Source organism: Microbacterium sp. NPDC079356 (genome assembly GCF_049545465.1).
Classification (GTDB): Bacteria; Actinomycetota; Actinomycetes; order Actinomycetales; family Microbacteriaceae; genus Microbacterium; species Microbacterium gawkjiense.
The window spans coordinates 824,327-843,247 of record NZ_JBMWDN010000001.1 but is presented as its reverse complement, the minus strand read 5'-3'; the positions used below and the strand labels follow the sequence as shown (position 1 = coordinate 843,247).

The window sequence follows — 18,921 nt, the reverse complement described above, 5'->3', positions numbered from 1 at the left end:
TTCGCGGGAAGCAACCGGGTGTCCGGCGGGTTGGCCCTCAATAGGATGAATCCGACCGGCCGCGCCGTGCGCGCGGCACCGACAGAAGGAAGAGGACATGGCGAAGTACACGCTGCCTGAGCTCCCGTACGACTACTCCGCGCTCGAGCCGAGCATCAGCGGCAAGATCATGGAGCTTCACCACTCGAAGCACCACCAGGCGTACGTCACCGGAGCGAACACCGCCCTCGAGCAGCTCGCGGAGGCGCGGGAGACCGGCAACCTCGCGAACGTCAACAAGCTCGAGAAGGACCTCGCGTTCAACCTCGGCGGACACGTCAACCACTCCATCTTCTGGACCAACCTGGCCCCCGCCTCGCAGGGCGGCGGCGGCGAGCCCGAGGGCGAGCTGCGCGCGGCGATCGACGAGTTCTTCGGCGGCTTCGACAAGTTCCAGGCGCACTTCACGGCCGCTGCCACCGGCATCCAGGGCTCCGGTTGGGCCGTCCTCAGCTGGGACCCGATCGGCCAGCAGCTGATCATCCAGCAGCTGTTCGACCAGCAGTCGAACACGGCGCAGGGAACCATCCCGATCTTCCAGCTCGACATGTGGGAGCACGCCTTCTACCTCGACTACCTCAACGTCAAGGCCGACTACGTCAAGGCGGCCTGGAACATCGCCAACTGGCAGAACGTCGCGCAGCGTCTCGACGCCGCCCGTGACAAGACGGCGGGCCTGCTCTAGTAGTAGGGTCGTTCACAGGTGAGGATGCCGGGCTCCTCCCGGCAACGGGGGCGAAGCCCCGGCATCCTCTCTCTTTTCCAGCACATCGCGAGTCGACCCCGTTCGAGGGGCGTACGCGACGAGAAACGGGAGACAACGTGTCTGTCAAGATCGGCATCAACGGCTTCGGCCGAATCGGACGCAACTTCCTCCGCGCGGCTCTCGCGCAGGGAGCTGACCTGAAGATCGTGGCGGTGAACGACCTCACCGACAACAAGAGCCTCGCTCACCTCCTGAAGTACGACTCCGTCGGCGGTCGCCTCGACGCCGAGGTCTCGTACACCGAGGACTCGATCACGGTCAACGGCAAGACCATCAAGGTCTTCGAAGAGCGCGACCCCGCCAACCTCCCCTGGGGCGAACTGGGCGTCGACATCGTCATCGAGTCGACCGGCCGCTTCACCAAGGCTGCGGACGCCAAGAAGCACATCGACGGCGGTGCGAAGAAGGTCATCATCTCGGCGCCGGGCACCGACGTCGACGGCACCTTCGTCATGGGTGTCAACGACGGCACCTACGACTCCGAGACGATGCACGTCATCTCGAACGCGTCCTGCACCACGAACTGCCTCGCCCCGATCGCCAAGGTCTTCAACGACAACTTCGGCATCGAGCGCGGCTTCATGATGACGGCCCACGCCTACACCGCCGACCAGAACCTGCAGGACGGCCCCCACGGCGACCTGCACCGTGCGCGCGCTGCGGCGATCAACATCGTCCCCGCCGCCACCGGCGCCGCCAAGGCCATCGGTCTCGTGCTGCCCGAGCTCAACGGCAAGCTGAGCGGCTCGTCGTACCGCGTTCCGGTCCCCACCGGCTCGATCGTCGACCTGACGGTCGTCACCCCGACCGAGGGCCTGACCGCCGAGGTCATCAACGCCGCCTTCGAGAAGGCCGCTGCCGAGGGCGAGCTCGTCGGGTACCTGAAGTACAACACCGATGCGATCGTTTCGAGCGACATCCAGCTCGACCCGCACTCCTCGGTCTTCGACGCCGGCCAGACCAACGTGTCGGGCAACCTCGTGAAGATCTCGTCCTGGTACGACAACGAGTGGGGCTACTCGAACCGCCTCGTCGACCTCACCGAGCTCGTCGCCAGCAAGCTCTGACGATGGCTCTGCGCACCCTCGATTCGCTGGGTTCGCTCGCAGGCAAGCGCGTCATCGTCCGTGTCGACTTCAACGTCCCCCTGAAGGACGGCGTCATCACGGACGATGGCCGCGTGCGTGCGGCTCTGCCGACGCTGTCGGCGCTGGTCGAGCAGGGAGCTCGCGTCATCGCGGTCTCCCACCTCGGCCGGCCCGACGGCGCCCCGGACGCGAAGTACAGCCTCGCCCCCGTCGCCACGCGGCTGTCGGAGCTCCTCGGCGCGGACGTCGCCTTCGCGACCGACACGGTCGGCGACTCCGCTCGCGACACCGTGGCGGGCCTCGCGGACGGGCAGGTCGCCGTCCTCGAGAACCTCCGCTTCAACGCGGGGGAGACCGCGAAGGACGACGCGACCCGTCGCGCGTTCGCCGAGCAGCTCGCGTCGTTCGGCGACGCCCTCGTCTCCGACGGGTTCGGTGTCGTGCACCGCAAGCAGGCGTCGGTCTACGACCTCGCCGAGCTGCTGCCCTCCGCTGCCGGCCTCCTCATCGAGAAGGAGGTCGACGTCCTCGACCGCCTGACCGAGCGTCCGGAGCGTCCGTACGCGGTCGTCCTGGGCGGCTCGAAGGTCAGCGACAAGCTGGGCGTGATCGAGCACCTCCTGCCCCGCGTGGACAAGATCCTCGTGGGTGGCGGCATGCTGTTCACCTTCCTCGCGGCACAGGGTCACGAGGTCGGCAAGAGTCTCCTCGAGGTCGATCAGCTCGAGACGGTCCGCGGATACATGGAGACGGCGCGCGAGCGTGGGGTGGAGCTCGTGCTCCCCGTCGACGCCGTGATGGCCGCCGGTTTCGCCGCCGACGCCGATCACGTCGTGGCATCCGCCGACGCCCTGGAGGACACCCCCTTCGGTGCGGACGGCATGGGCCTCGACATCGGACCGAAGACGGCGGAGCTGTTCGCCGACGCGATCCGCGGCGCGAAGACCGTGTTCTGGAACGGCCCGATGGGCGTGTTCGAGATGGCGGCGTTCGCCGAAGGGACCAAGACGGTCGCCCAGGCGCTGACCGAGGTCGACGGCCTGTCGGTCGTCGGCGGCGGCGACTCCGCGGCCGCCGTCCGTCAGCTCGGATTCGACGACGACCAGTTCGGCCACATCTCCACCGGTGGTGGCGCCAGCCTCGAATTCCTCGAGGGCAAGAAGCTGCCCGGATTGGAGATCCTCGGATGGGAAGCGTGACCCGCAAGCCCCTCATCGCCGGCAACTGGAAGATGAACCTCGACCACCTGCAGGCGGTCGCGTTCGTCCAGAAGCTGCACTGGACGCTGAAGGATGCCGCGCACGAGACCGATTCGGTCGAGGTCGCGGTGTTCCCGCCGTTCACCGACATCCGCACGGTGCAGACGCTCATCGACGCCGACAAGATCCCCTTCGCCCTCGGTGCGCAGGACGTGTCGACGAAGGACTCGGGCGCCTACACGGGTGAGGTCTCCGGAGCGTTCCTGAAGAAGCTCGACGTCGACTACGTGATCATCGGTCACTCCGAGCGACGCGAGTACCACGGCGAGACCGACGAGGTCGTCGCCGCGAAGGTGCAGGCCGCGCTGCGTCACGGGCTCGTGCCGGTGATCTGCGTGGGCGAGACGCTCGAGCAGCGCGAGGAGTCCGGCCCGACCGCCGTGTCGGTCGCTCAGCTCCGCGCCGCGCTCGAGGGTGTGCCCTCGGACGCGGACGTCGTGGTCGCCTACGAGCCGGTCTGGGCGATCGGGACCGGACAGGTCGCCTCGCCCGAGCAGGCGCAGGAAGTGTGCGCCGCGCTGCGTACGGTGCTCTCCGAGAGCCTCGGGGATGCCGCGGCCGAGCGCACCCGCATCCTCTATGGCGGATCGGTGAAGTCCGGCAACATCGCGAGCTTCATGCGCGAACCCGATGTCGACGGCGCCCTCGTCGGAGGAGCGAGCCTCCTCGCCGACGAGTTCGCCGCCATCATCCGCTACCAGAAGCACGTCGGCGTGTGATCCTGAGCGGTGCGGCGCCTCGCGGCGTCGCACCGCTCAGCCGGTATACTCGTGCGAGCGCTGAGCGACTCGGCGACCCGAAAGGCTTTCAACGACTGTGGACATCCTCCAGCTTGTGCTGCAGGTGCTGCTGGGACTCACCAGCCTCCTGCTTACTCTCCTGATCCTCCTGCACAAGGGGCGCGGCGGCGGCCTCTCCGACATGTTCGGCGGCGGCATGAGCTCGGCGATGGGGTCCTCGGGCCTCGCCGAGCGCAACCTCAACCGCTTCACGGTCGTGCTCGCACTCGTCTGGTTCGTTGCGATCGTCGCGCTGGGCCTCATCACGAAGTTCCAGAGCATCTGATGGCGACCGGGGGCAACGCGATCCGGGGCACCCGCGTCGGTGCCGGACCGATGGGGGAGCAGGACCACGGTCACCACGCCGACCGTGTGGCCGTCTCGTACTGGGACGCACTCGGTAACGAGACGGTGCGCTACTTCGCGGCCGGCATCTCGGAGGAGGAGATCCCCGAGACGATCGACTCGCCGCACTCGGGCCTCCCGGCCGGTCGTGACAAGGCGAACCCGCCCGCGCTGGCCAAGACCGAGCCCTACAAGACGCACCTCGCTTACGTGAAGGAGCGTCGCACGGACGAGGAGGCGGAGTCGATCCTGGACGACGCCCTCAAGCAGCTTCGGGAGCGCCGCGGTCAGGACTGATCGCCGCCTTACACACCGATACGACCCCGGGTTCGCTCAGAACTCGGGGTCGATCAGTTCTTCGGGCACACCCTGCGCGGCGGCCTCGTCGACGAAGAACACCGTCTGCTTGCGCCCCTTCGCCCCGGCGGCGGGAACGGAGTGGTAGCTCGCGCCGGCGAGCGCCAAGCCCAGCGCAGACGCTTTGTCGGTGCCGGGGAGGACCAACCACACGCGCCGGGACGAGTTGATCACCGGACGGGTCAGGGTGATCCGCTCGGACGGCGGCACGGGGGAGTGACGCACCGGGAGGACGGCGTGCTCGGTGTCGGAGATCTCGCTGCGATCCGGGAACAGGGATGCGATGTGTCCGTCGGGTCCGACGCCCAGGAACGCCAGGGTGAACCGTGGCCAGGGCTGGTCCTCGGCGGCGAACGAGGCCAGCTCCGCCGCGTAGTCGGCGGCCGCTTCGTCATGGCTGCGCCCGGCGTCGGAGGCGGCGATGGGGTGGATGTTCGCCGCCGGGACGTCGATGTGGTCGAGGAACGCGGCACGTGCCGCCGTCTCGTTCCGCTCCGGATCGCCCGCCGGGATGAAACGCTCGTCCCCCCACCAGAAGTGGACCTTCGACCAGTCCACCTCCCGCCGGCGATCGCTCTCGCCCGCCGCGTGCAGCACGGCCGTTCCGGCGGTGCCCCCGGTCAGCAGGATGTGCGTCGTCTTTCCCTCGGCGGCGCGTGCGGAGACCCGCTGGAAAAAGCGCTTCGCGACCCCTCGGGCCAACGTCTGCGCGTCAGGACGGACGACGACGCGCTTCTCCGCGCGGAACTCCGACATGCGACTCCTACCTCGTGGGAGGGTCGAGGAGCTCCCACCCTTCGGTGATGACTCGACCATACAAGAGGTCGGGATCGAGACGGCGCAGTTCCTCCGCGAGGCACTCGCGCAGGGATCGCCGCGGCAGCACGATGTCGTGCGTCGGCTGGCCGGGCTGAGTGAGGGTCGCGTCCGTGGCGCTCGAGCGTTCGAGGACGATGTCACCGGAGTCCCGCGAGAGCGTGACAGAGCGGATGCCGTGGGCCCACTCGTGCTCGTCCGTGTAGTGCCATTCGACTGGAACATCGAGCTTCATCCGCAGCCACGCGGCCAGCAGCCCGGTGGAGGGCGAGCTGCCCGCACCGACGACCGTCACGGCCGTGACGGACTCGTACGGCGGCTGGTCGAGGACGGCGGCGAGCTGCTCGCGCCAGTGGGTGAGCCTCGTCCACGCCAGATCCGTGTCACCAGGCGCGTAGACGGAGCCGAGCTGCGCGAGCCGGTCCTTGGCGAACGGCTTCGTCGAGGCATCCGTGATCCGCCGCTGCGCCATGCGACCGATCGCGGAGTGCGCGGGGTCGGTGGGCGGGTCGTCGGGCCACCAGGCGACGACGGGAGCGTCGGGGAGCAGGAGACCGTTGACGAGGCTCTCCTGGTTGCCGGCCGCCGCACCCCGGGCGCGGAGGACGACCACCTCGCTGGCACCGGCGTCGCCGCCGACGCGGATCTGCGCGTCGAGCCCGGTCGGGGCGTCGGGTTGGACGACCAGGACGATGACGCGCATCGGGTGCTCGCGCGAGGCGGCGTTCGCGGCGTCGATGGCCTCCTCGTCGAAGCCCCCCGTGGAGACGATGACGAGGGTCAGCACGCGCCCGAGGGCGACGGCGCCGCCCTCCTCGCGCACGCTCACGAGCTTCTTCGCGATCGTGGACACCGTGGTGTCGGGCAGGTCGACGATCATGGGCGCCTCCAGACGCGGCCGTCGCGGGCCAGGAGCTCATCGGCGGACGGGGGACCCCAGGATCCGGGGGAGTACTGCTCGAGCGGCTCGTCCTGCTCCGCCCAGTGCTGCTCGACGGGGTCGAGGATGCGCCAGGACAGCTCGACCTCCTCGTGACGGGGGAACAGCGGCGGGTCGCCCAGGAGGACGTCGAGGATGAGGCGTTCGTAGGCCTCGGGGCTCGACTCGGTGAACGCGTGGCCGTAGCCGAAGTCCATCGTGACGTCGCGCACCTCGTTGCCCGCGCCCGGGACCTTGGACCCGAAGCGGAGGGTCACGCCCTCGTCGGGCTGGATGCGGATGACGAGGGCGTTCTGCCCGAGCTGCAGCGCCTGCGAGCGCAGGAACAGCAGCGGCGGCGTGTGCTTGAAGACCACGGCGATCTCCGTGACCCGGCGGCCGAGGCGCTTGCCCGTGCGCAGGTAGAACGGCACACCGTTCCAGCGTCGGGTGGCGATCTCGAGCTTGATGGCGGCGTACGTCTCGGTCCGGGACTGCGGGTCCATACCGTCCTCGTCGAGGAAGCCGGTGACCTCTTCGCCGCCCTGCCAGCCGCCCGCGTACTGTCCGCGCGCGGTGGCGGTGGACAGGTCGTCGGGGAGCTTGACCGCGGCGAGGACCTTCTCCTTCTCGGCGCGGAGGTGCTCCGCGTCGAGCGAGATGGGCTCCTCCATCGCGGTCAGCGCGAGCAGCTGCAGGAGGTGGTTCTGGATGACGTCGCGCGCCGCGCCGATGCCGTCGTAGTACCCCGCGCGACCGCCGACGCCGATGTCCTCGGCCATCGTGATCTGCACGTGGTCGACGTAGTTCGCGTTCCAGAGCGGCTCGTACAGCTCGTTCGCGAAGCGCAGCGCCAGGATGTTCTGGACCGTCTCCTTGCCGAGATAGTGGTCGATCCGGAAGATGGCGTCGGCCGGGAAGGCGACCTCGAGGGCTTCGTTCAGCTCGCGGGCGGTCTGCAGATCGCTGCCGAACGGCTTCTCGATGACGACGCGTCGCCAGGTGTCCCCGTCCGCCGTCTCGTCGACGAGGCCGGAGTCGCGCAGCTGTCGCGCGACGACCGGGAAGTCCTTCGGCGGAATCGAGAGGTAGTACGCGTGGTTTCCCATGGTGCCGCGCTCGGCGTCGAGACGCTCCACCGTCTCGCGGAGCCGGGCGAAGGATGCCGCGTCGTCGAACTCGCCCTGCACGAAGCGGATGCCCTGCAGGAGCTGGTTCCACGTCTCCTCGCGGAAGGGCGTGCGCGCGTGCTGCCGCACCGCGTCGTAGACGACCTTCGCGAAGTCCTGGTCCTCCCAGTCGCGTCGGGCGAAACCGACCAGCGCGAACCCCGGGGGAAGCAGGCCCCGGTTCGCGAGGTCGTACACCGCGGGCATGAGCTTCTTGCGCGACAGGTCGCCCGTCACGCCGAAGATCACGAGCGCGCTGGGTCCCGCGATGCGGTTGAGGCGCCGATCATCCGGATCGCGGAGGGGGTTGTTCCCCCGCGAGATCTCCGCAGCCATCGGTCAGCGTGCGCTGTCGAGGGCCGTGCGCACCGTGCCCTGCAGGTCGTGCCACGAGACGATGAACTTCTCGACACCCTCGTCCTCGAGGACCTGGGTGACGTCCACCAGATCGATGCCCGCCTCGGCGAGCTGATCGAAGACCCGGTGGGCGTCCTCGTACGACCCGGTCACGGTGTCGCCGGTGATCTTCCCGTGGTCGAAGGTCGCCTCGAGCGTCTTCTCGGGCATCGTGTTGACGGTGCCGGGAGCGACGAGCTCGGTGACGTAGAGGGTGTCGGGGAGCGCCGGATCCTTGACGCCCGTCGACGCCCACAGGGGGCGCTGGACGTTCGCGCCCGCCGCGATGAGCTCGAGGGCGGCCGGCTCGGCGAACCGCTTCTCGAAGAGCTCGTAGGCCAGTCGGGCGTTCGCGATCCCGGCCTTGCCCTTGAGGGATGCCGCCGCGTCCGTGCCGATGGCCTCGAGACGCTTGTCGACCTCGGTGTCCACGCGCGAGACGAAGAACGACGCCACGGAGTGGATGGTCGCGATGTCGTGCCCGTTCTCCTTCGCCCGGCGCACGCCCTCGAGGTAGGCGTCGATGACCGCCGCGTACCGCTCGAGGCTGAAGATCAGAGTGACGTTGACCGAGATGCCCTCTGCCAGGACGGCGCTGATCGCCGGGAGACCGGCGAGCGTCGCGGGGATCTTGATGAGCGTGTTCGGCCGGTCGACCTTCGCCCACAGTTCCTTCGCCTGCGCCACCGTCGCGTCGGTGTCGTGAGCGAGGTCGGGGGAGACCTCGATCGAGACCCGGCCGTCGACGCCGTTCGTGCGGTCGAAGACCGGACGGAAGATGTCGGCCGCGTCGCGGACGTCGGTGGTCGTGATCTCGAAGATCGCGGTGTCGACGTCGGCGCCCTGGGCCGCGAGGGCCTGGAGCGGCGCGTCGTACGAGTCGTCCTCCGTGTTGCCGATGGCGGCCTGGAAGATCGACGGGTTGGTGGTGACGCCGACGACGTCACGCGTCTCGATCAGCTGCGCCAGGTTGCCGGTGTCGATCCGCGATCGCGACAGGTCGTCGAGCCAGATGCTGACGCCGGCGCCGGACAGGTCCTCGGTGGGGGTGCTCATGCGTTCTCCTTGACGGTTGCGCGGGCCGCTTCGACGACCGCATCGGCGGTGACGCCGAACTTCTCGAACAGGGTCTTGTAGTCGGCGGAGGCGCCGAAGTGGTCGATGCCGACGGTGCGTCCGCTGTCGCCGACGATGCCGCGCCACAGGCCGGTTGCGCCGGCCTCGACCGAGACACGCGCCTTGACGGATGCCGGGAGCACGGACTCGCGGTAGGCGGCATCCTGCTCCGCGAACCACTCGAGGCTCGGAGCCGACACGACGCGCGCGCCGATCCCTTCGGCGGCGAGCGTCTCGCGGGCGGCGACGGCCAGCTGGACCTCGGAGCCGGTCGCGATGAGGATCACGTCGGGCTCGCCCTCGGGCGCCTCGAGCAGGGTGTACGCACCCTTCGCGACTCCCTCGGTCGTGGCGAAACCGTTCTCGCCGCGCGGGAAGACCGCGATGTTCTGACGCGTCAGCGCGATGCCGGTCGGACCGCCCTGGCGGCGCAGGATCTCGAGCCACGCCGCAGCGGTCTCGTTGGCGTCGGCGGGACGGACGACCGTGAAGTTCGGGATGAGCCGCAGGGTCGCCAGCTGCTCGATCGGCTGGTGCGTCGGGCCGTCCTCACCGAGGGCGACCGAGTCGTGGGTCCAGACGAACACCGAGGGGATGTCCATGAGGGCGGCGAGGCGCACGGCGGGACGCATGTAGTCGCTGAAGATCAGGAACGTACCGCCGAAGGGGCGGGTCGGACCGTGCAGCTTGATGCCGTTGACGATGGCGCCCATGGCGTGCTCGCGGATGCCGAAGTGCAGCACGCGCCCGTACGGGTCGCCCGACCACTCGTGCGTCGACCACTCGGCCGGGATGAAGCTCTTGGCGTCCTTGATCGTCGTGAGGTTGGACTCCGCGAGGTCCGCGGAGCCGCCCCACAGCTCGGGCAGCTCGGCGGCGAGGGCGTTGATGACGAGTCCGGATGCGGCGCGCGTGGAGACGTCCTTGCCGGGCTCGAACACGGGGAGCGCGTCCTCGATGCCCTCGGGCAGCGTGGCCGCTTCGAGGCGGTCGAGCAGCGCCTTGCGCTCGGGGTTCGCGGCGGCCCAGGCGTCGAAGGACTCCTGCCAGGCGGCACGGTCGGCGGCACCGCGCTCGGCGAGGGCGCGCGTGTGCGCGATCACGTCGTCGGCGACGGCGAAGCTCTCCTCGGGGTCAAAGCCGAGCACCTTCTTCGTCGCGGCGAGTTCGTCCGCGCCGAGCGCGGAGCCGTGGATCTTGCCGGTGTTCTGCTTGCCCGGGGCGGGCCATCCGATGATCGTCTTGAGGATGATGAGCGAGGGCTTCGACGTCTCGGCCTTGGCCGCCTCGATCGCGTCGTAGAGGGCGGCGACGTCCTCGACGTACTCACCCGTCTTCTTCCAGTCGACCGTCTGGACCTGCCAGCCGTACGCCTCGTAGCGCTTCTGCACGTCTTCGGTGAAGGCGACGTTTGTGTCGTCCTCGATCGAGATCTGGTTGGAGTCGTAGATCGCGATGAGGTTGCCGAGCTGCTGGTGACCGGCGAGCGAACCGGCCTCGGCCGTCACACCCTCCTGCAGGTCGCCGTCGCCGGCGATGACGAACACGTGGTGGTCGAAGGGCGACGTGCCGGCCTCCGCCTCGGGGTCGAAGAGTCCGCGCTCGTAGCGGGCGGCGTACGCGAAGCCGACGGCCGAGGCCAGGCCCTGACCCAGCGGGCCGGTCGTGATCTCGACGCCCTTGGTGTGTCCGTACTCGGGGTGTCCCGGGGTCAGCGAGCCCCATGTACGCAGCGCCTTGAGGTCGTCGAGCTCGAGCCCGAAGCCGCCGAGGTACAGCTGGACGTACTGCGTCAGCGAGGAGTGGCCCGCGGAGAGGATGAAGCGGTCGCGTCCGAGCCAGTGGGTGTCGGTCGGGTCGTGGCGCAGCACCCGCTGGTACAGCAGGTACGCGGCCGGGGCGAGGCTCATGGCCGTTCCGGGGTGGCCGTTACCGACCTTCTCGACGGCGTCCGCCGCCAGCACGCGCGCGGTGTCCACCGCGCGCCGATCGATCTCGTCCCAAACCAGCTCTGACACCTGGAAGCCTTTCGTCGGTGAGTCCGCGCGGGCGTCCGCTTCTCAGGAAGAAGGAGGGGACGCCTGACGCCGGGATTTTCAGCATATCCATCCGAGCCCCTCGACGAGGCCGGGTCGACGCTGTGTGACGTGCGCTGTGAGCGAAGCCGGGGAGCGGGCGCGGAGGGACCCCGTCCGGGGGATGGCGTAGACTCGATCGGACGATCTACACGGCAGGGGCGATGGCACTCACGGACACCGGCGCGCGCGTATCCGCGCCCGCTCGACAGTCGTTCGGCCGCACCGTCCGCGCGTACGTCCAGTTGACGAAGCCGCGCGTCCTGGAGCTGCTGCTGGTCACGACCATCCCGGTCATGTTCCTCGCGGCGGACGGGCTGCCCGATCTCTGGCTGATCCTGGCGACCGTCGTCGGCGGTGCCATGAGTGCCGGGTCGGCGGCATCCTTCAACATGTATCTGGACCGCGACATCGACGCGCACATGAAGCGGACCGAGAACCGTCCGCTCGTGACGGGCGAGGTCACGCCGCGCGGCGCGCTCGTCTTCTCGTGGACGCTCGCCGTCGTCTCGACCGTCTGGCTCTGGGTCTTCACGAACTGGGTCGCGGCGGCCCTCAGCGCCGGCGCGATCTTCTTCTACGTCGTGATCTACACGATCCTGCTCAAGCGTCGCACCGAGCAGAACATCGTGTGGGGCGGGATCGCCGGATGCTTCCCGGTCATCATCGGCTGGTCGGCCGTCACCGAGTCGCTCACGTGGACCCCGTTCATCCTTTTCCTCCTGGTGTTCCTCTGGACGCCGCCGCACTACTGGCCGCTCTCGATGAAGTACAAGGGCGACTACGCCGAGGTGGACGTCCCGATGCTGGGCGCGACGCGCAACGGCACGCAGGTGGGACTTCAGGTCATCCTCTACGCGTGGGCGACGGTGGCGAGCTCGCTCCTGTTGATCCCCGTCGCGCCGATGGGCCTCGTCTACACCGCGTCGGCTCTCGTGCTGGGCGGCTGGTTCATCTACGAGTCCCACGTGCTGTACGCGCGCGCCGTCCGCGGCGAGCAGGTCCGTCCGATGCGCGTGTTCCACGCGTCGATCACGTACCTGACCCTGCTGTTCGTCGCGATCGCGATCGACCCGCTGCTGCCCTTCTGACGCAGCGGGCCGATCGAGGCGATCAGCGTCCGGCGCTGTCGAGCACGGGCTGCGGCGTCGGGTCGGACGCGTCCTGGGCTGCTGCGGACGGCGGAGCGTCCTCCGTCGCTGCTGCATCCTGCGCCGTCGCGGGCTCATCGTCGACGCGCCCGTCGTCCGCGGCCCGCTGTGCGCGCGGCGCGACGGCGAAGGCGCGGAGCGCTCCCAGCGTGAAGGCGAGCAGCAGGCCGATGGCGCCGACGCCCACGAGGATCGCGCCGAGGACCGCCCAGATCTGGCCGACGTAGACGTCCACTCCGGTCGCGGTGCCGGCGGTCAGGGCCATCTCCATCTTCGCGAGTTTGTCCATGAGGACGACGCCGCCGGCGGCTCCTGATGCGAGCGAGCCGGCCACGAGCAGCCAGAACGGGATGCTGCGGGTCAGGCGGGGGCGGGTGTTCATCGATTCTCCTCCGGGTCGAGGTCGCCCGCTCTCGGGCGACCCGTGCCACTGTTCCCGGCCCACCCTGACGGAACCGATGCGCCGCTTATGAGGTTTCGGTGTGCGCCGGCGCCTTCAGCCGCAGGACGACGACGGTCATCGCCGCGGCGGTGAGGGCGGCGAGCACCATGTGCACGCCGACGGCGAGCTCGGGCAGGCCGTTGCGCGCCTGGTAGAGGCCGACGAGGATCTGCACGGCTTCGGCGGCCAGCAGGACGCCCACCCACGTCCGGGTCGAGAGCCCCCGGCGCCACGCCACCACGGCGAGGGTCACCGTGAGCGCGAGCAGCGCGTACCCGGGCCACGCGTGCACGTGCTCGAGGATCTCGGCGTTGAATCCGTTGCGGCCGGCGGCGGCGTCACCGGAGTGGGGACCCGCTCCGGTCGTGAGCACCCCGAACGCGATGGTCAGGGCCAGCACGCCGGTGGTGAGGTGCGTCAGCCTCGCGTACCAGGTGGGGACGACGCGCACCCGTGCGCCGCCGGGCTCGTCGAGGCGGACGAGGAACGCGGCGCACACGCAGACGAGGATGAGCGACACGACGTAGTGGAACCCCACGATGAACGGGTTGAGGCCCGTGAGGACAGTGATGCCGCCGACGATCGCCTGGGCGACGACGCCGCCGAGCACAATGAGCGCCAGGACGAAGAGGTCGCGGCGGGTGCGGCGCATCCGCCACACGAGGACGACGACGGCGAGGGCGAGGATGCCGACGAGACCCGTCAGCGTGCGGTTGCCGAACTCGATCACGCCGTGGATGCCCATCTCGGGGGTCGCGACGAGCGAGTCCGCGGTGCAGGTCGGCCAGGTCGGGCAGCCGAGGCCCGAACCGGTCAGACGCACGGCGCCGCCGGTCCCGATGATGAGGGTCTCGGCGAGGAACGACAGCCACGCGACCACGCGCAGCAGGCGCGGGCCCCGGGTCGCGGGCGGGGCGGTCGGTGTCGACGCGGTGATCAGCATGGGGTCGCCTCCGGGCGAGGGCCGGCACGCCGCGGGGGATGGCCGTGCCTGTAGAATGAAGCTGTCGGCGAGCGCGATCCCCATCGCAGCCCGCACAACGATTCTAGGCGCGGTCTCGCGTCATCAGAGCGGCCAGCAGCGGCATCCCCCTCGTGCACTCCTCTCGCGGGAGGGAATGCCGGAACGGATGACACCGTTGCCGCCCGTGAGGAGGAAAGTCATGTCGGATGTGCTCATCGACCGTCCCGAGCTCGAAGGGCTGGGGGTGTACGAATTCGGCTGGCACGACGCCGATGCCGCCGGTGCCGTCGCCCAGCGGGGTATCAACGAGGACGTGGTCCGCGGGATCTCCTCGCTGAAGAACGAGCCGGAGTGGATGCTGAAGACCCGTCTGAAGGGGTATCAGCTGTTCGGGCGCAAGCCCATGCCGACGTGGGGTGCCGATCTGTCCGGCATCGACTTCGACAACATCAAGTACTTCGTGCGCTCCACCGAGAAGCAGGCGCAGACGTGGGAGGACCTCCCCGAGGAGATCCGCAACACGTACGAGAAGCTCGGCATCCCCGAGGCGGAGCGTCAGCGCCTCGTCGCCGGTGTCGCGGCGCAGTACGAGTCCGAGGTCGTCTACCACCAGATCCGCGAGGACCTGGAGCAGCAGGGTGTCATCTTCATGGACACCGACACGGCGCTGCGCGAGCACCCCGAGTTCTTCGAGGAGTACTTCGGCACCGTCATCCCCGCCGGCGACAACAAGTTCGCTGCGCTGAACACCGCCGTCTGGTCGGGCGGCTCGTTCGTCTACGTCCCGAAGGGCGTGCACGTCGAGATCCCGCTGCAGGCCTACTTCCGGATCAACACCGAGAACATGGGCCAGTTCGAGCGGACGCTGATCATCGCGGATGAGGACAGCTACGTCCACTACATCGAGGGCTGCACCGCCCCGATCTACAAGAGCGACTCGCTGCACTCGGCTGTCGTCGAGATCATCGTGAAGAAGAACGCCCGCGTGCGCTACACGACGATCCAGAACTGGTCGAACAACGTCTACAACCTCGTCACCAAGCGCGCCGTCGCCCATGAGGGCGCGACCATGGAATGGGTCGACGGCAACATCGGCTCGAAGGTGACGATGAAGTACCCGTCGATCTACCTGATGGGCGAGCACGCCAAGGGCGAGACGCTGTCGGTCGCCTTCGCCGGTCCCGGTCAGCACCAAGACGCCGGCGCGAAGATGATCCACATGGCGCCGCACACGCAGTCCTCGATCGTCTCGAAGTCGATCGCCCGCGGCGGCGGTCGTGCCGGTTACCGGGGCGAGGTCCGGGTGGACGCGAACGCGCACCACTCCGCCAACACCGTCCGGTGCGACGCACTGCTGGTCGACACGATCTCGCGGTCCGACACCTACCCGGCCATCGACATCCGCGTCGACGACGTCCAGCTCGGCCACGAGGCGACCGTCTCGAAGGTCAGCGAGGAGCAGCTGTTCTACCTCATGAGCCGCGGCATGCCCGAGGACGAGGCGATGGCGATGATCGTGCGCGGCTTCATCGAGCCGATCGCCCGCGAACTGCCCATGGAGTACGCCCTCGAGCTGAACAAGCTCATCGAGATGGGCATGGAAGGATCCGTCGGCTGATGACGACAGCGACTCAGGCCCCCGCATCCGATGCGAAGGGCCACATCGACCCTGCGGCGACCCTGACGGAGACCACCGTCCCCGTCCAGACCCGGTCGGAGCGGCCGTGGTCGTTCGACCCGGCCGACTTCGGTACGCCCACCGGCCGCGAGGTCAACTGGAAGCACACGCCGCTCGACCGCGTCGCGCCGCTGCTGGCGGACGAGGAAGCCCCGCACGACGTGATCGGCGTCGAGGTGTCCGGTCCGGATGCGGTGGAGCACCGTCGTCTGCAGAAGGACGAGGCGCCCCGCGGCGAGGTCTTCCGTCCCGAGGACGTGGTGAGCGCGATCGCGTGGTCGCAGGAGCCGGAGGCCCCGCTCATCCGCATCCCTGCGAACGCCGAGCTCGACGAGCCCGTCGTCGTGACCCTCACCGGCCGCGGCGGCGTCGCTCACGCGCACGTGGTCATCGAGGCCCAGCCGAACTCGCGCGGGACGGTCGTGCTCCGGCACCAGGGATCCGCGGCTCAGGCGCAGAACGTCGAGATCATCGTGCGCGACGGCGCGGCCCTGACGGTCGTCTCGGTGCAGCGCTGGGACGACGACGCCGTGCACCTCGCGGCGCATCAGGCCCGCGTCGACCGCGACGCGTCGCTGACGCACATCGTCGTGAGCCTCGGCGGCGGTCTCGTCCGCGTCAACCCGTCGGTCGAGCTCGCCGGTGCCGGCGCGCAGGGACGCCTCTACGGGCTGTCCTTCGCCGACGCCGGTCAGCACCTCGAGAGCCAGGTCTACCTGCACCACAAGGGCGCCCACACGAACGGTGACGTGCTCTACAAGAGTGCGCTGCAGGGTGCGTCGGCCCGCACGGTCTGGATCGGCGACGTCCTCATCGGACCGGATGCCGTGGGCACCGACTCCTACGAGGCGAACCGCAACCTCGTCCTCACCGACGGTGCGCGCGCCGACTCCATCCCGAACCTCGAGATCGAAACGGGTGACATCGTCGGCGCCGGGCACGCCAGTGCGACAGGACGCTTCGACGACGAGCAGCTGTTCTACCTGCAGGCCCGCGGGATCGACGAGGAGCAGGCCCGACGCCTGGTCGTCCTCGGCTTCCTCGCCGAAATCGTGCAGAAGATCGGCATCCCCTCGCTGGAGGACGAGTTCATCGCCGCGATCGAGGCGGAGCTGGCCGGCGGGAGCGACGCATGACCGCCCAGAAGGTGCTGCAGCTGAGCGACCTGACGCAGGACACGGCCGTGCGCGTCGAGGTCGACGGTGTCGCTATCGCTGTCGTGCTGGACGGTCAGGGCGAGGTGCACGCCATCGGCGACACCTGCACGCACGGCGACATCTCCCTGGCCGACGGTTTCGTCGAAGGCGACTCGCTCGAATGCTGGGCGCACGGGTCGGCGTTCTCGCTGCGCACCGGACGCCCCCTGAACCTGCCGGCCTACGAGCCGGTGCCCGTCTACGAGGTCACGATCGACGGGGACGACATCCTCATCGACCCCGCCGTGACCAAAGCCGTGAACTGAAGAAAGAAGCTGACATGTCTGTCCTCGAGATCCGCGACCTCCACGTGACGGTCGAGACGGAAGCCGGCGAGACCCCGATCCTGAACGGCGTGACCCTCACCGTCCGCACGGGCGAGACCCACGCCATCATGGGCCCCAACGGTTCCGGCAAGTCGACCCTCGCGTACACGATCGCGGGCCACCCCAAGTACACCGTCACCGGCGGCACGATCATGCTCGACGGCGAGGACGTCCTCGCGATGTCGGTCGACGAGCGCGCCCGCGCCGGCCTGTTCCTCGCGATGCAGTACCCGGTCGAGATCCCCGGCGTGACGGTGACCAACTTCCTGCGCACCGCGAAGACGGCCGTCGACGGCGAGGCGCCGTCGATCCGTTCGTGGACCAAGGACGTCAAGCAGGCGATGCAGAACCTGCGGATGGATCCGAAGTTCGCCGCGCGCAACGTGAACGAGGGGTTCTCCGGCGGTGAGAAGAAGCGTCACGAGATCCTCCAGCTCGAGCTCCTCAAGCCGAAGCTCGCCGTGCTCGACGAGACCGACTCGGGCCTCGACGTCGACGCGCTGAAGATCGTGTCCGAGGGTGTGAACCGTGCCAAGGAGCAGACCGACATGGGTGTGCTCCTGATCACGCACTACACCCGCATCCTCCGCTACATCCAGCCCGACTTCGTCCACGTGCTCGTGAACGGCCGCGTGGCGGAAGAGGGCGGCCCCGAGCTCGCCGCGCGCCTCGAGGAAGAGGGGTACGACCGTTTCCTCGCCCCCGTCGCGGGCGAGCAGGCCTAGGATCGTCGCATGACCGAGACGCTCGCACCCGAGAAGTACGACGAGGTCACCGAGGCCCTCAAGGACGTCATGGACCCCGAACTCGGGGTCAACGTCGTCGACCTGGGGCTCATCTACGACCTCGGGTGGGATGACGAGAACGACGCCCTCGTCATCCACATGACCCTGACCTCCGCCGGCTGCCCGCTGACGGACGTGCTCGAGGAGCAGACCGGACAGGCGCTGGACGGCGTCGTCGACCGCTTTCGGATCAACTGGGTGTGGATGCCGCCGTGGGGCCCCGAGCGGATCACCGACGACGGCCGCGACATGATGCGCGCGCTCGGCTTCTCGATCTGACCGAATCCGCGAGAGGGGCGGTGCGACCACGTCGCACCGCCCCTCTCGCGTGCCGGAGTCAGTTCTCCGAGCGCCCCAGGCGCCAGTACCCCATGAAGGCGACGGCGCGTCGGTCGACGCCGACCTCGCTGACGAGGTGACGACGGAGTGCCTTGATGGCGGATGCCTCACCCGCGAGCCACGCGTAGAGAGGGGCGCTCTTCAGCGCGGCACCGCCCTTCGCCGTGCGGGGCACCTCCCAGAGGATGTCGTGGTCGACGTCGATCTCCTCGACCTCGGCCCCGATCCCGCCGGGGGCGAGGCGACGGGCGACATCGGCCACCGCGGAGACCAGGTGCTCGTGGCGACGGTCCTCCCCGCCGCGCGCCTCGATGATCAGCTCGAAGCCCGGGTGCGAGGGCACGTAGGCGACGTCGTTCGGGTGCGGGAGCTCGAGAACGACGACACCGCGCGCGTCCGCGGGGAGCTGCTCCAGGATCCGCGCGATCGCGGGGGCCGCCGTCTCGTCGCCGGCGAGCAGGATGGCGTCGGTCCGGGCCGGCGGCACGAAGTCGATGCCATAGCTGACGCCGGTGTGCTCGGTGGTCGGGGCCAGGATGAGGACCTCGTCGCCCGCCTTGGCGTCGGCGATCCACGCGGACGCCGGACCCATCACGTCGTGCGCGACCATGTCGATGTCGACCTCGCCGGCGGAGCTCCGCACCGCACGCGTCGTGTAGGTCCGCATGGCGGGACGCGTCTCCTCGGGCATGGCGCGCCAGCGGTCGTACCAGTCGGCATCCGTCGGCATCGCCGCCAGCGAGGCGGTCGGCGTCGGGAACATGATCTTGACCCGCTGGTCGAATCCGGGGTCGCCGTATGCGCCGAGCGCCTCGTCGCGGAACGTGAACCGCCGGAAGCTGGGTGTGAGGTCGGTGACCGCCGCGACGGGGGCGCGGAAGAAGTTCATCGTGCTCAGGGACATGGGGGTCTCGGC

General features: G+C 69.2%; 20 protein-coding genes. 12 read left to right on the top strand and 8 right to left on the bottom strand.

From position 1 onward, the window contains the following. Positions 1-97 precede the first annotated feature (97 nt). The 6 genes from ACPEH0_RS04285 (at position 98) to ACPEH0_RS04260 (ending at position 4,573) form a co-directional block, all read left to right on the top strand. Positions 98-724 carry a superoxide dismutase gene (locus ACPEH0_RS04285; RefSeq protein WP_064002297.1) on the top strand — a complete coding sequence of 209 codons (627 nt, stop codon included), beginning with the start codon at positions 98-100 and terminating at the stop codon, positions 722-724. A 137-nt stretch (positions 725-861) separates the two neighbouring features. After that, complete coding sequence (gene gap / locus ACPEH0_RS04280) at positions 862-1,872, top strand: type I glyceraldehyde-3-phosphate dehydrogenase (protein WP_423719409.1); 1,011 nt, start codon at positions 862-864, stop codon at positions 1,870-1,872. A gap of 2 nt (positions 1,873-1,874) precedes the next feature. Beyond that, positions 1,875-3,092: a phosphoglycerate kinase gene (locus ACPEH0_RS04275; RefSeq protein ID WP_366212933.1), complete on the top strand. Its 1,218-nt coding sequence runs from the start codon at positions 1,875-1,877 to the stop codon at positions 3,090-3,092. After that, the gene (gene tpiA / locus ACPEH0_RS04270; RefSeq protein ID WP_217531320.1) at positions 3,080-3,871 is read left to right on the top strand and encodes a triose-phosphate isomerase; all 792 of its coding nucleotides are present in this window, start codon (positions 3,080-3,082) and stop codon (positions 3,869-3,871) included. The genes ACPEH0_RS04275 and tpiA overlap by 13 nt, the downstream gene beginning before the upstream one ends. 97 nt (positions 3,872-3,968) lie before the next feature. Then, the gene (secG, locus tag ACPEH0_RS04265) at positions 3,969-4,217 is read left to right on the top strand and encodes a preprotein translocase subunit SecG (protein ID WP_064002293.1); all 249 of its coding nucleotides are present in this window, start codon (positions 3,969-3,971) and stop codon (positions 4,215-4,217) included. Further along, the gene (locus tag ACPEH0_RS04260; protein WP_064002292.1) at positions 4,217-4,573 is read left to right on the top strand and encodes an RNA polymerase-binding protein RbpA; all 357 of its coding nucleotides are present in this window, start codon (positions 4,217-4,219) and stop codon (positions 4,571-4,573) included. The genes secG and ACPEH0_RS04260 overlap by 1 nt, the downstream gene beginning before the upstream one ends. A gap of 36 nt (positions 4,574-4,609) precedes the next feature. Here the strand turns inward: ACPEH0_RS04260 and pgl are convergent, their stop codons facing one another. Genes pgl through tkt form a run of 5 tightly spaced genes read right to left on the bottom strand, consistent with a single transcriptional unit; the run spans position 4,610 to position 11,067 of the window. After that, entirely contained in the window at positions 4,610-5,389 is a 780-nt protein-coding gene (gene pgl, locus ACPEH0_RS04255) for a 6-phosphogluconolactonase (RefSeq protein ID WP_217531321.1), read from the bottom strand. 7 nt (positions 5,390-5,396) lie between these two features. Further along, entirely contained in the window at positions 5,397-6,329 is a 933-nt protein-coding gene (locus tag ACPEH0_RS04250; RefSeq protein ID WP_217531322.1) for a glucose-6-phosphate dehydrogenase assembly protein OpcA, read from the bottom strand. Then, positions 6,326-7,873, bottom strand: coding sequence for a glucose-6-phosphate dehydrogenase (gene zwf, locus ACPEH0_RS04245; RefSeq protein ID WP_253034470.1), 1,548 nt, complete (start codon positions 7,871-7,873; stop codon positions 6,326-6,328). Before zwf ends, ACPEH0_RS04250 begins: the two co-directional genes overlap by 4 nt. Positions 7,874-7,876: 3 nt before the next feature. Then, a complete protein-coding gene (gene tal, locus ACPEH0_RS04240; protein ID WP_064002288.1) occupies positions 7,877-8,989 on the bottom strand; it encodes a transaldolase in 1,113 nt (370 codons plus the stop codon). After that, positions 8,986-11,067 (bottom strand): transketolase, encoded by a 2,082-nt coding sequence (gene tkt / locus ACPEH0_RS04235; RefSeq protein WP_217531324.1) that lies wholly within the window; start codon positions 11,065-11,067, stop codon positions 8,986-8,988. The genes tal and tkt overlap by 4 nt, the downstream gene beginning before the upstream one ends. Before the next feature lie 221 nt (positions 11,068-11,288). Between tkt and ACPEH0_RS04230 the strand changes: the two genes are divergently transcribed. Beyond that, positions 11,289-12,215 carry a heme o synthase gene (locus ACPEH0_RS04230; RefSeq protein ID WP_217531325.1) on the top strand — a complete coding sequence of 309 codons (927 nt, stop codon included), beginning with the start codon at positions 11,289-11,291 and terminating at the stop codon, positions 12,213-12,215. 22 nt (positions 12,216-12,237) lie between these two features. Here the strand turns inward: ACPEH0_RS04230 and ACPEH0_RS04225 are convergent, their stop codons facing one another. Beyond that, entirely contained in the window at positions 12,238-12,657 is a 420-nt protein-coding gene (locus ACPEH0_RS04225) for a dinucleotide-utilizing enzyme (RefSeq protein ID WP_366212934.1), read from the bottom strand. Positions 12,658-12,742: 85 nt separating this feature from the next. Beyond that, positions 12,743-13,660 (bottom strand): COX15/CtaA family protein, encoded by a 918-nt coding sequence (locus tag ACPEH0_RS04220; RefSeq protein ID WP_366212935.1) that lies wholly within the window; start codon positions 13,658-13,660, stop codon positions 12,743-12,745. Between the two features lie 220 nt (positions 13,661-13,880). Here ACPEH0_RS04220 and sufB point away from each other — a divergent pair, with 220 nt between their 5' ends. Genes sufB through ACPEH0_RS04195 form a run of 5 tightly spaced genes read left to right on the top strand, consistent with a single transcriptional unit; the run spans position 13,881 to position 17,945 of the window. Then, entirely contained in the window at positions 13,881-15,299 is a 1,419-nt protein-coding gene (sufB, locus tag ACPEH0_RS04215; protein ID WP_064002283.1) for a Fe-S cluster assembly protein SufB, read from the top strand. Beyond that, positions 15,299-16,495 (top strand): Fe-S cluster assembly protein SufD, encoded by a 1,197-nt coding sequence (gene sufD / locus ACPEH0_RS04210; RefSeq protein WP_366212936.1) that lies wholly within the window; start codon positions 15,299-15,301, stop codon positions 16,493-16,495. Before sufB ends, sufD begins: the two co-directional genes overlap by 1 nt. After that, positions 16,492-16,821, top strand: a complete 330-nt coding sequence (locus ACPEH0_RS04205; protein WP_064002281.1) for a non-heme iron oxygenase ferredoxin subunit — start codon at positions 16,492-16,494, stop codon at positions 16,819-16,821. The genes sufD and ACPEH0_RS04205 overlap by 4 nt, the downstream gene beginning before the upstream one ends. Positions 16,822-16,835: 14 nt before the next feature. Continuing rightward, on the top strand, positions 16,836-17,606 hold the full coding sequence (gene sufC / locus ACPEH0_RS04200; RefSeq protein WP_366212937.1) for a Fe-S cluster assembly ATPase SufC: 771 nt from the start codon (positions 16,836-16,838) through the stop codon (positions 17,604-17,606). A 9-nt stretch (positions 17,607-17,615) separates the two neighbouring features. Next, a complete protein-coding gene (locus tag ACPEH0_RS04195; RefSeq protein ID WP_064002279.1) occupies positions 17,616-17,945 on the top strand; it encodes a metal-sulfur cluster assembly factor in 330 nt (109 codons plus the stop codon). A 58-nt stretch (positions 17,946-18,003) separates the two neighbouring features. Here ACPEH0_RS04195 and ACPEH0_RS04190 read toward each other — a convergent pair whose 3' ends face one another. After that, positions 18,004-18,909, bottom strand: a complete 906-nt coding sequence (locus tag ACPEH0_RS04190; RefSeq protein ID WP_366212938.1) for a siderophore-interacting protein — start codon at positions 18,907-18,909, stop codon at positions 18,004-18,006. Positions 18,910-18,921: the final 12 nt, after the last annotated feature.

Excerpts from the sequence above, each read along its gene's own strand:
- ACPEH0_RS04285 (WP_064002297.1), top strand. The coding sequence starts at position 98 with ATGGCGAAGTACACGCTGCCTGAGCTCCCGTACGACTACTCCGCGCTC.
- ACPEH0_RS04275 (WP_366212933.1), top strand. The coding sequence starts at position 1,875 with ATGGCTCTGCGCACCCTCGATTCGCTGGGTTCGCTCGCAGGCAAGCGC.
- tpiA (WP_217531320.1), top strand. The coding sequence starts at position 3,080 with ATGGGAAGCGTGACCCGCAAGCCCCTCATCGCCGGCAACTGGAAGATG.
- ACPEH0_RS04260 (WP_064002292.1), top strand. The coding sequence starts at position 4,217 with ATGGCGACCGGGGGCAACGCGATCCGGGGCACCCGCGTCGGTGCCGGA.
- pgl (WP_217531321.1), bottom strand. The coding sequence starts at position 5,389 with ATGTCGGAGTTCCGCGCGGAGAAGCGCGTCGTCGTCCGTCCTGACGCG.
- ACPEH0_RS04250 (WP_217531322.1), bottom strand. The coding sequence starts at position 6,329 with ATGATCGTCGACCTGCCCGACACCACGGTGTCCACGATCGCGAAGAAG.
- zwf (WP_253034470.1), bottom strand. The coding sequence starts at position 7,873 with ATGGCTGCGGAGATCTCGCGGGGGAACAACCCCCTCCGCGATCCGGAT.
- tal (WP_064002288.1), bottom strand. The coding sequence starts at position 8,989 with ATGAGCACCCCCACCGAGGACCTGTCCGGCGCCGGCGTCAGCATCTGG.
- ACPEH0_RS04230 (WP_217531325.1), top strand. The coding sequence starts at position 11,289 with ATGGCACTCACGGACACCGGCGCGCGCGTATCCGCGCCCGCTCGACAG.
- ACPEH0_RS04225 (WP_366212934.1), bottom strand. The coding sequence starts at position 12,657 with ATGAACACCCGCCCCCGCCTGACCCGCAGCATCCCGTTCTGGCTGCTC.
- ACPEH0_RS04220 (WP_366212935.1), bottom strand. The coding sequence starts at position 13,660 with ATGCTGATCACCGCGTCGACACCGACCGCCCCGCCCGCGACCCGGGGC.
- sufB (WP_064002283.1), top strand. The coding sequence starts at position 13,881 with ATGTCGGATGTGCTCATCGACCGTCCCGAGCTCGAAGGGCTGGGGGTG.
- sufD (WP_366212936.1), top strand. The coding sequence starts at position 15,299 with ATGACGACAGCGACTCAGGCCCCCGCATCCGATGCGAAGGGCCACATC.
- ACPEH0_RS04205 (WP_064002281.1), top strand. The coding sequence starts at position 16,492 with ATGACCGCCCAGAAGGTGCTGCAGCTGAGCGACCTGACGCAGGACACG.
- sufC (WP_366212937.1), top strand. The coding sequence starts at position 16,836 with ATGTCTGTCCTCGAGATCCGCGACCTCCACGTGACGGTCGAGACGGAA.
- ACPEH0_RS04195 (WP_064002279.1), top strand. The coding sequence starts at position 17,616 with ATGACCGAGACGCTCGCACCCGAGAAGTACGACGAGGTCACCGAGGCC.
- ACPEH0_RS04190 (WP_366212938.1), bottom strand. The coding sequence starts at position 18,909 with ATGTCCCTGAGCACGATGAACTTCTTCCGCGCCCCCGTCGCGGCGGTC.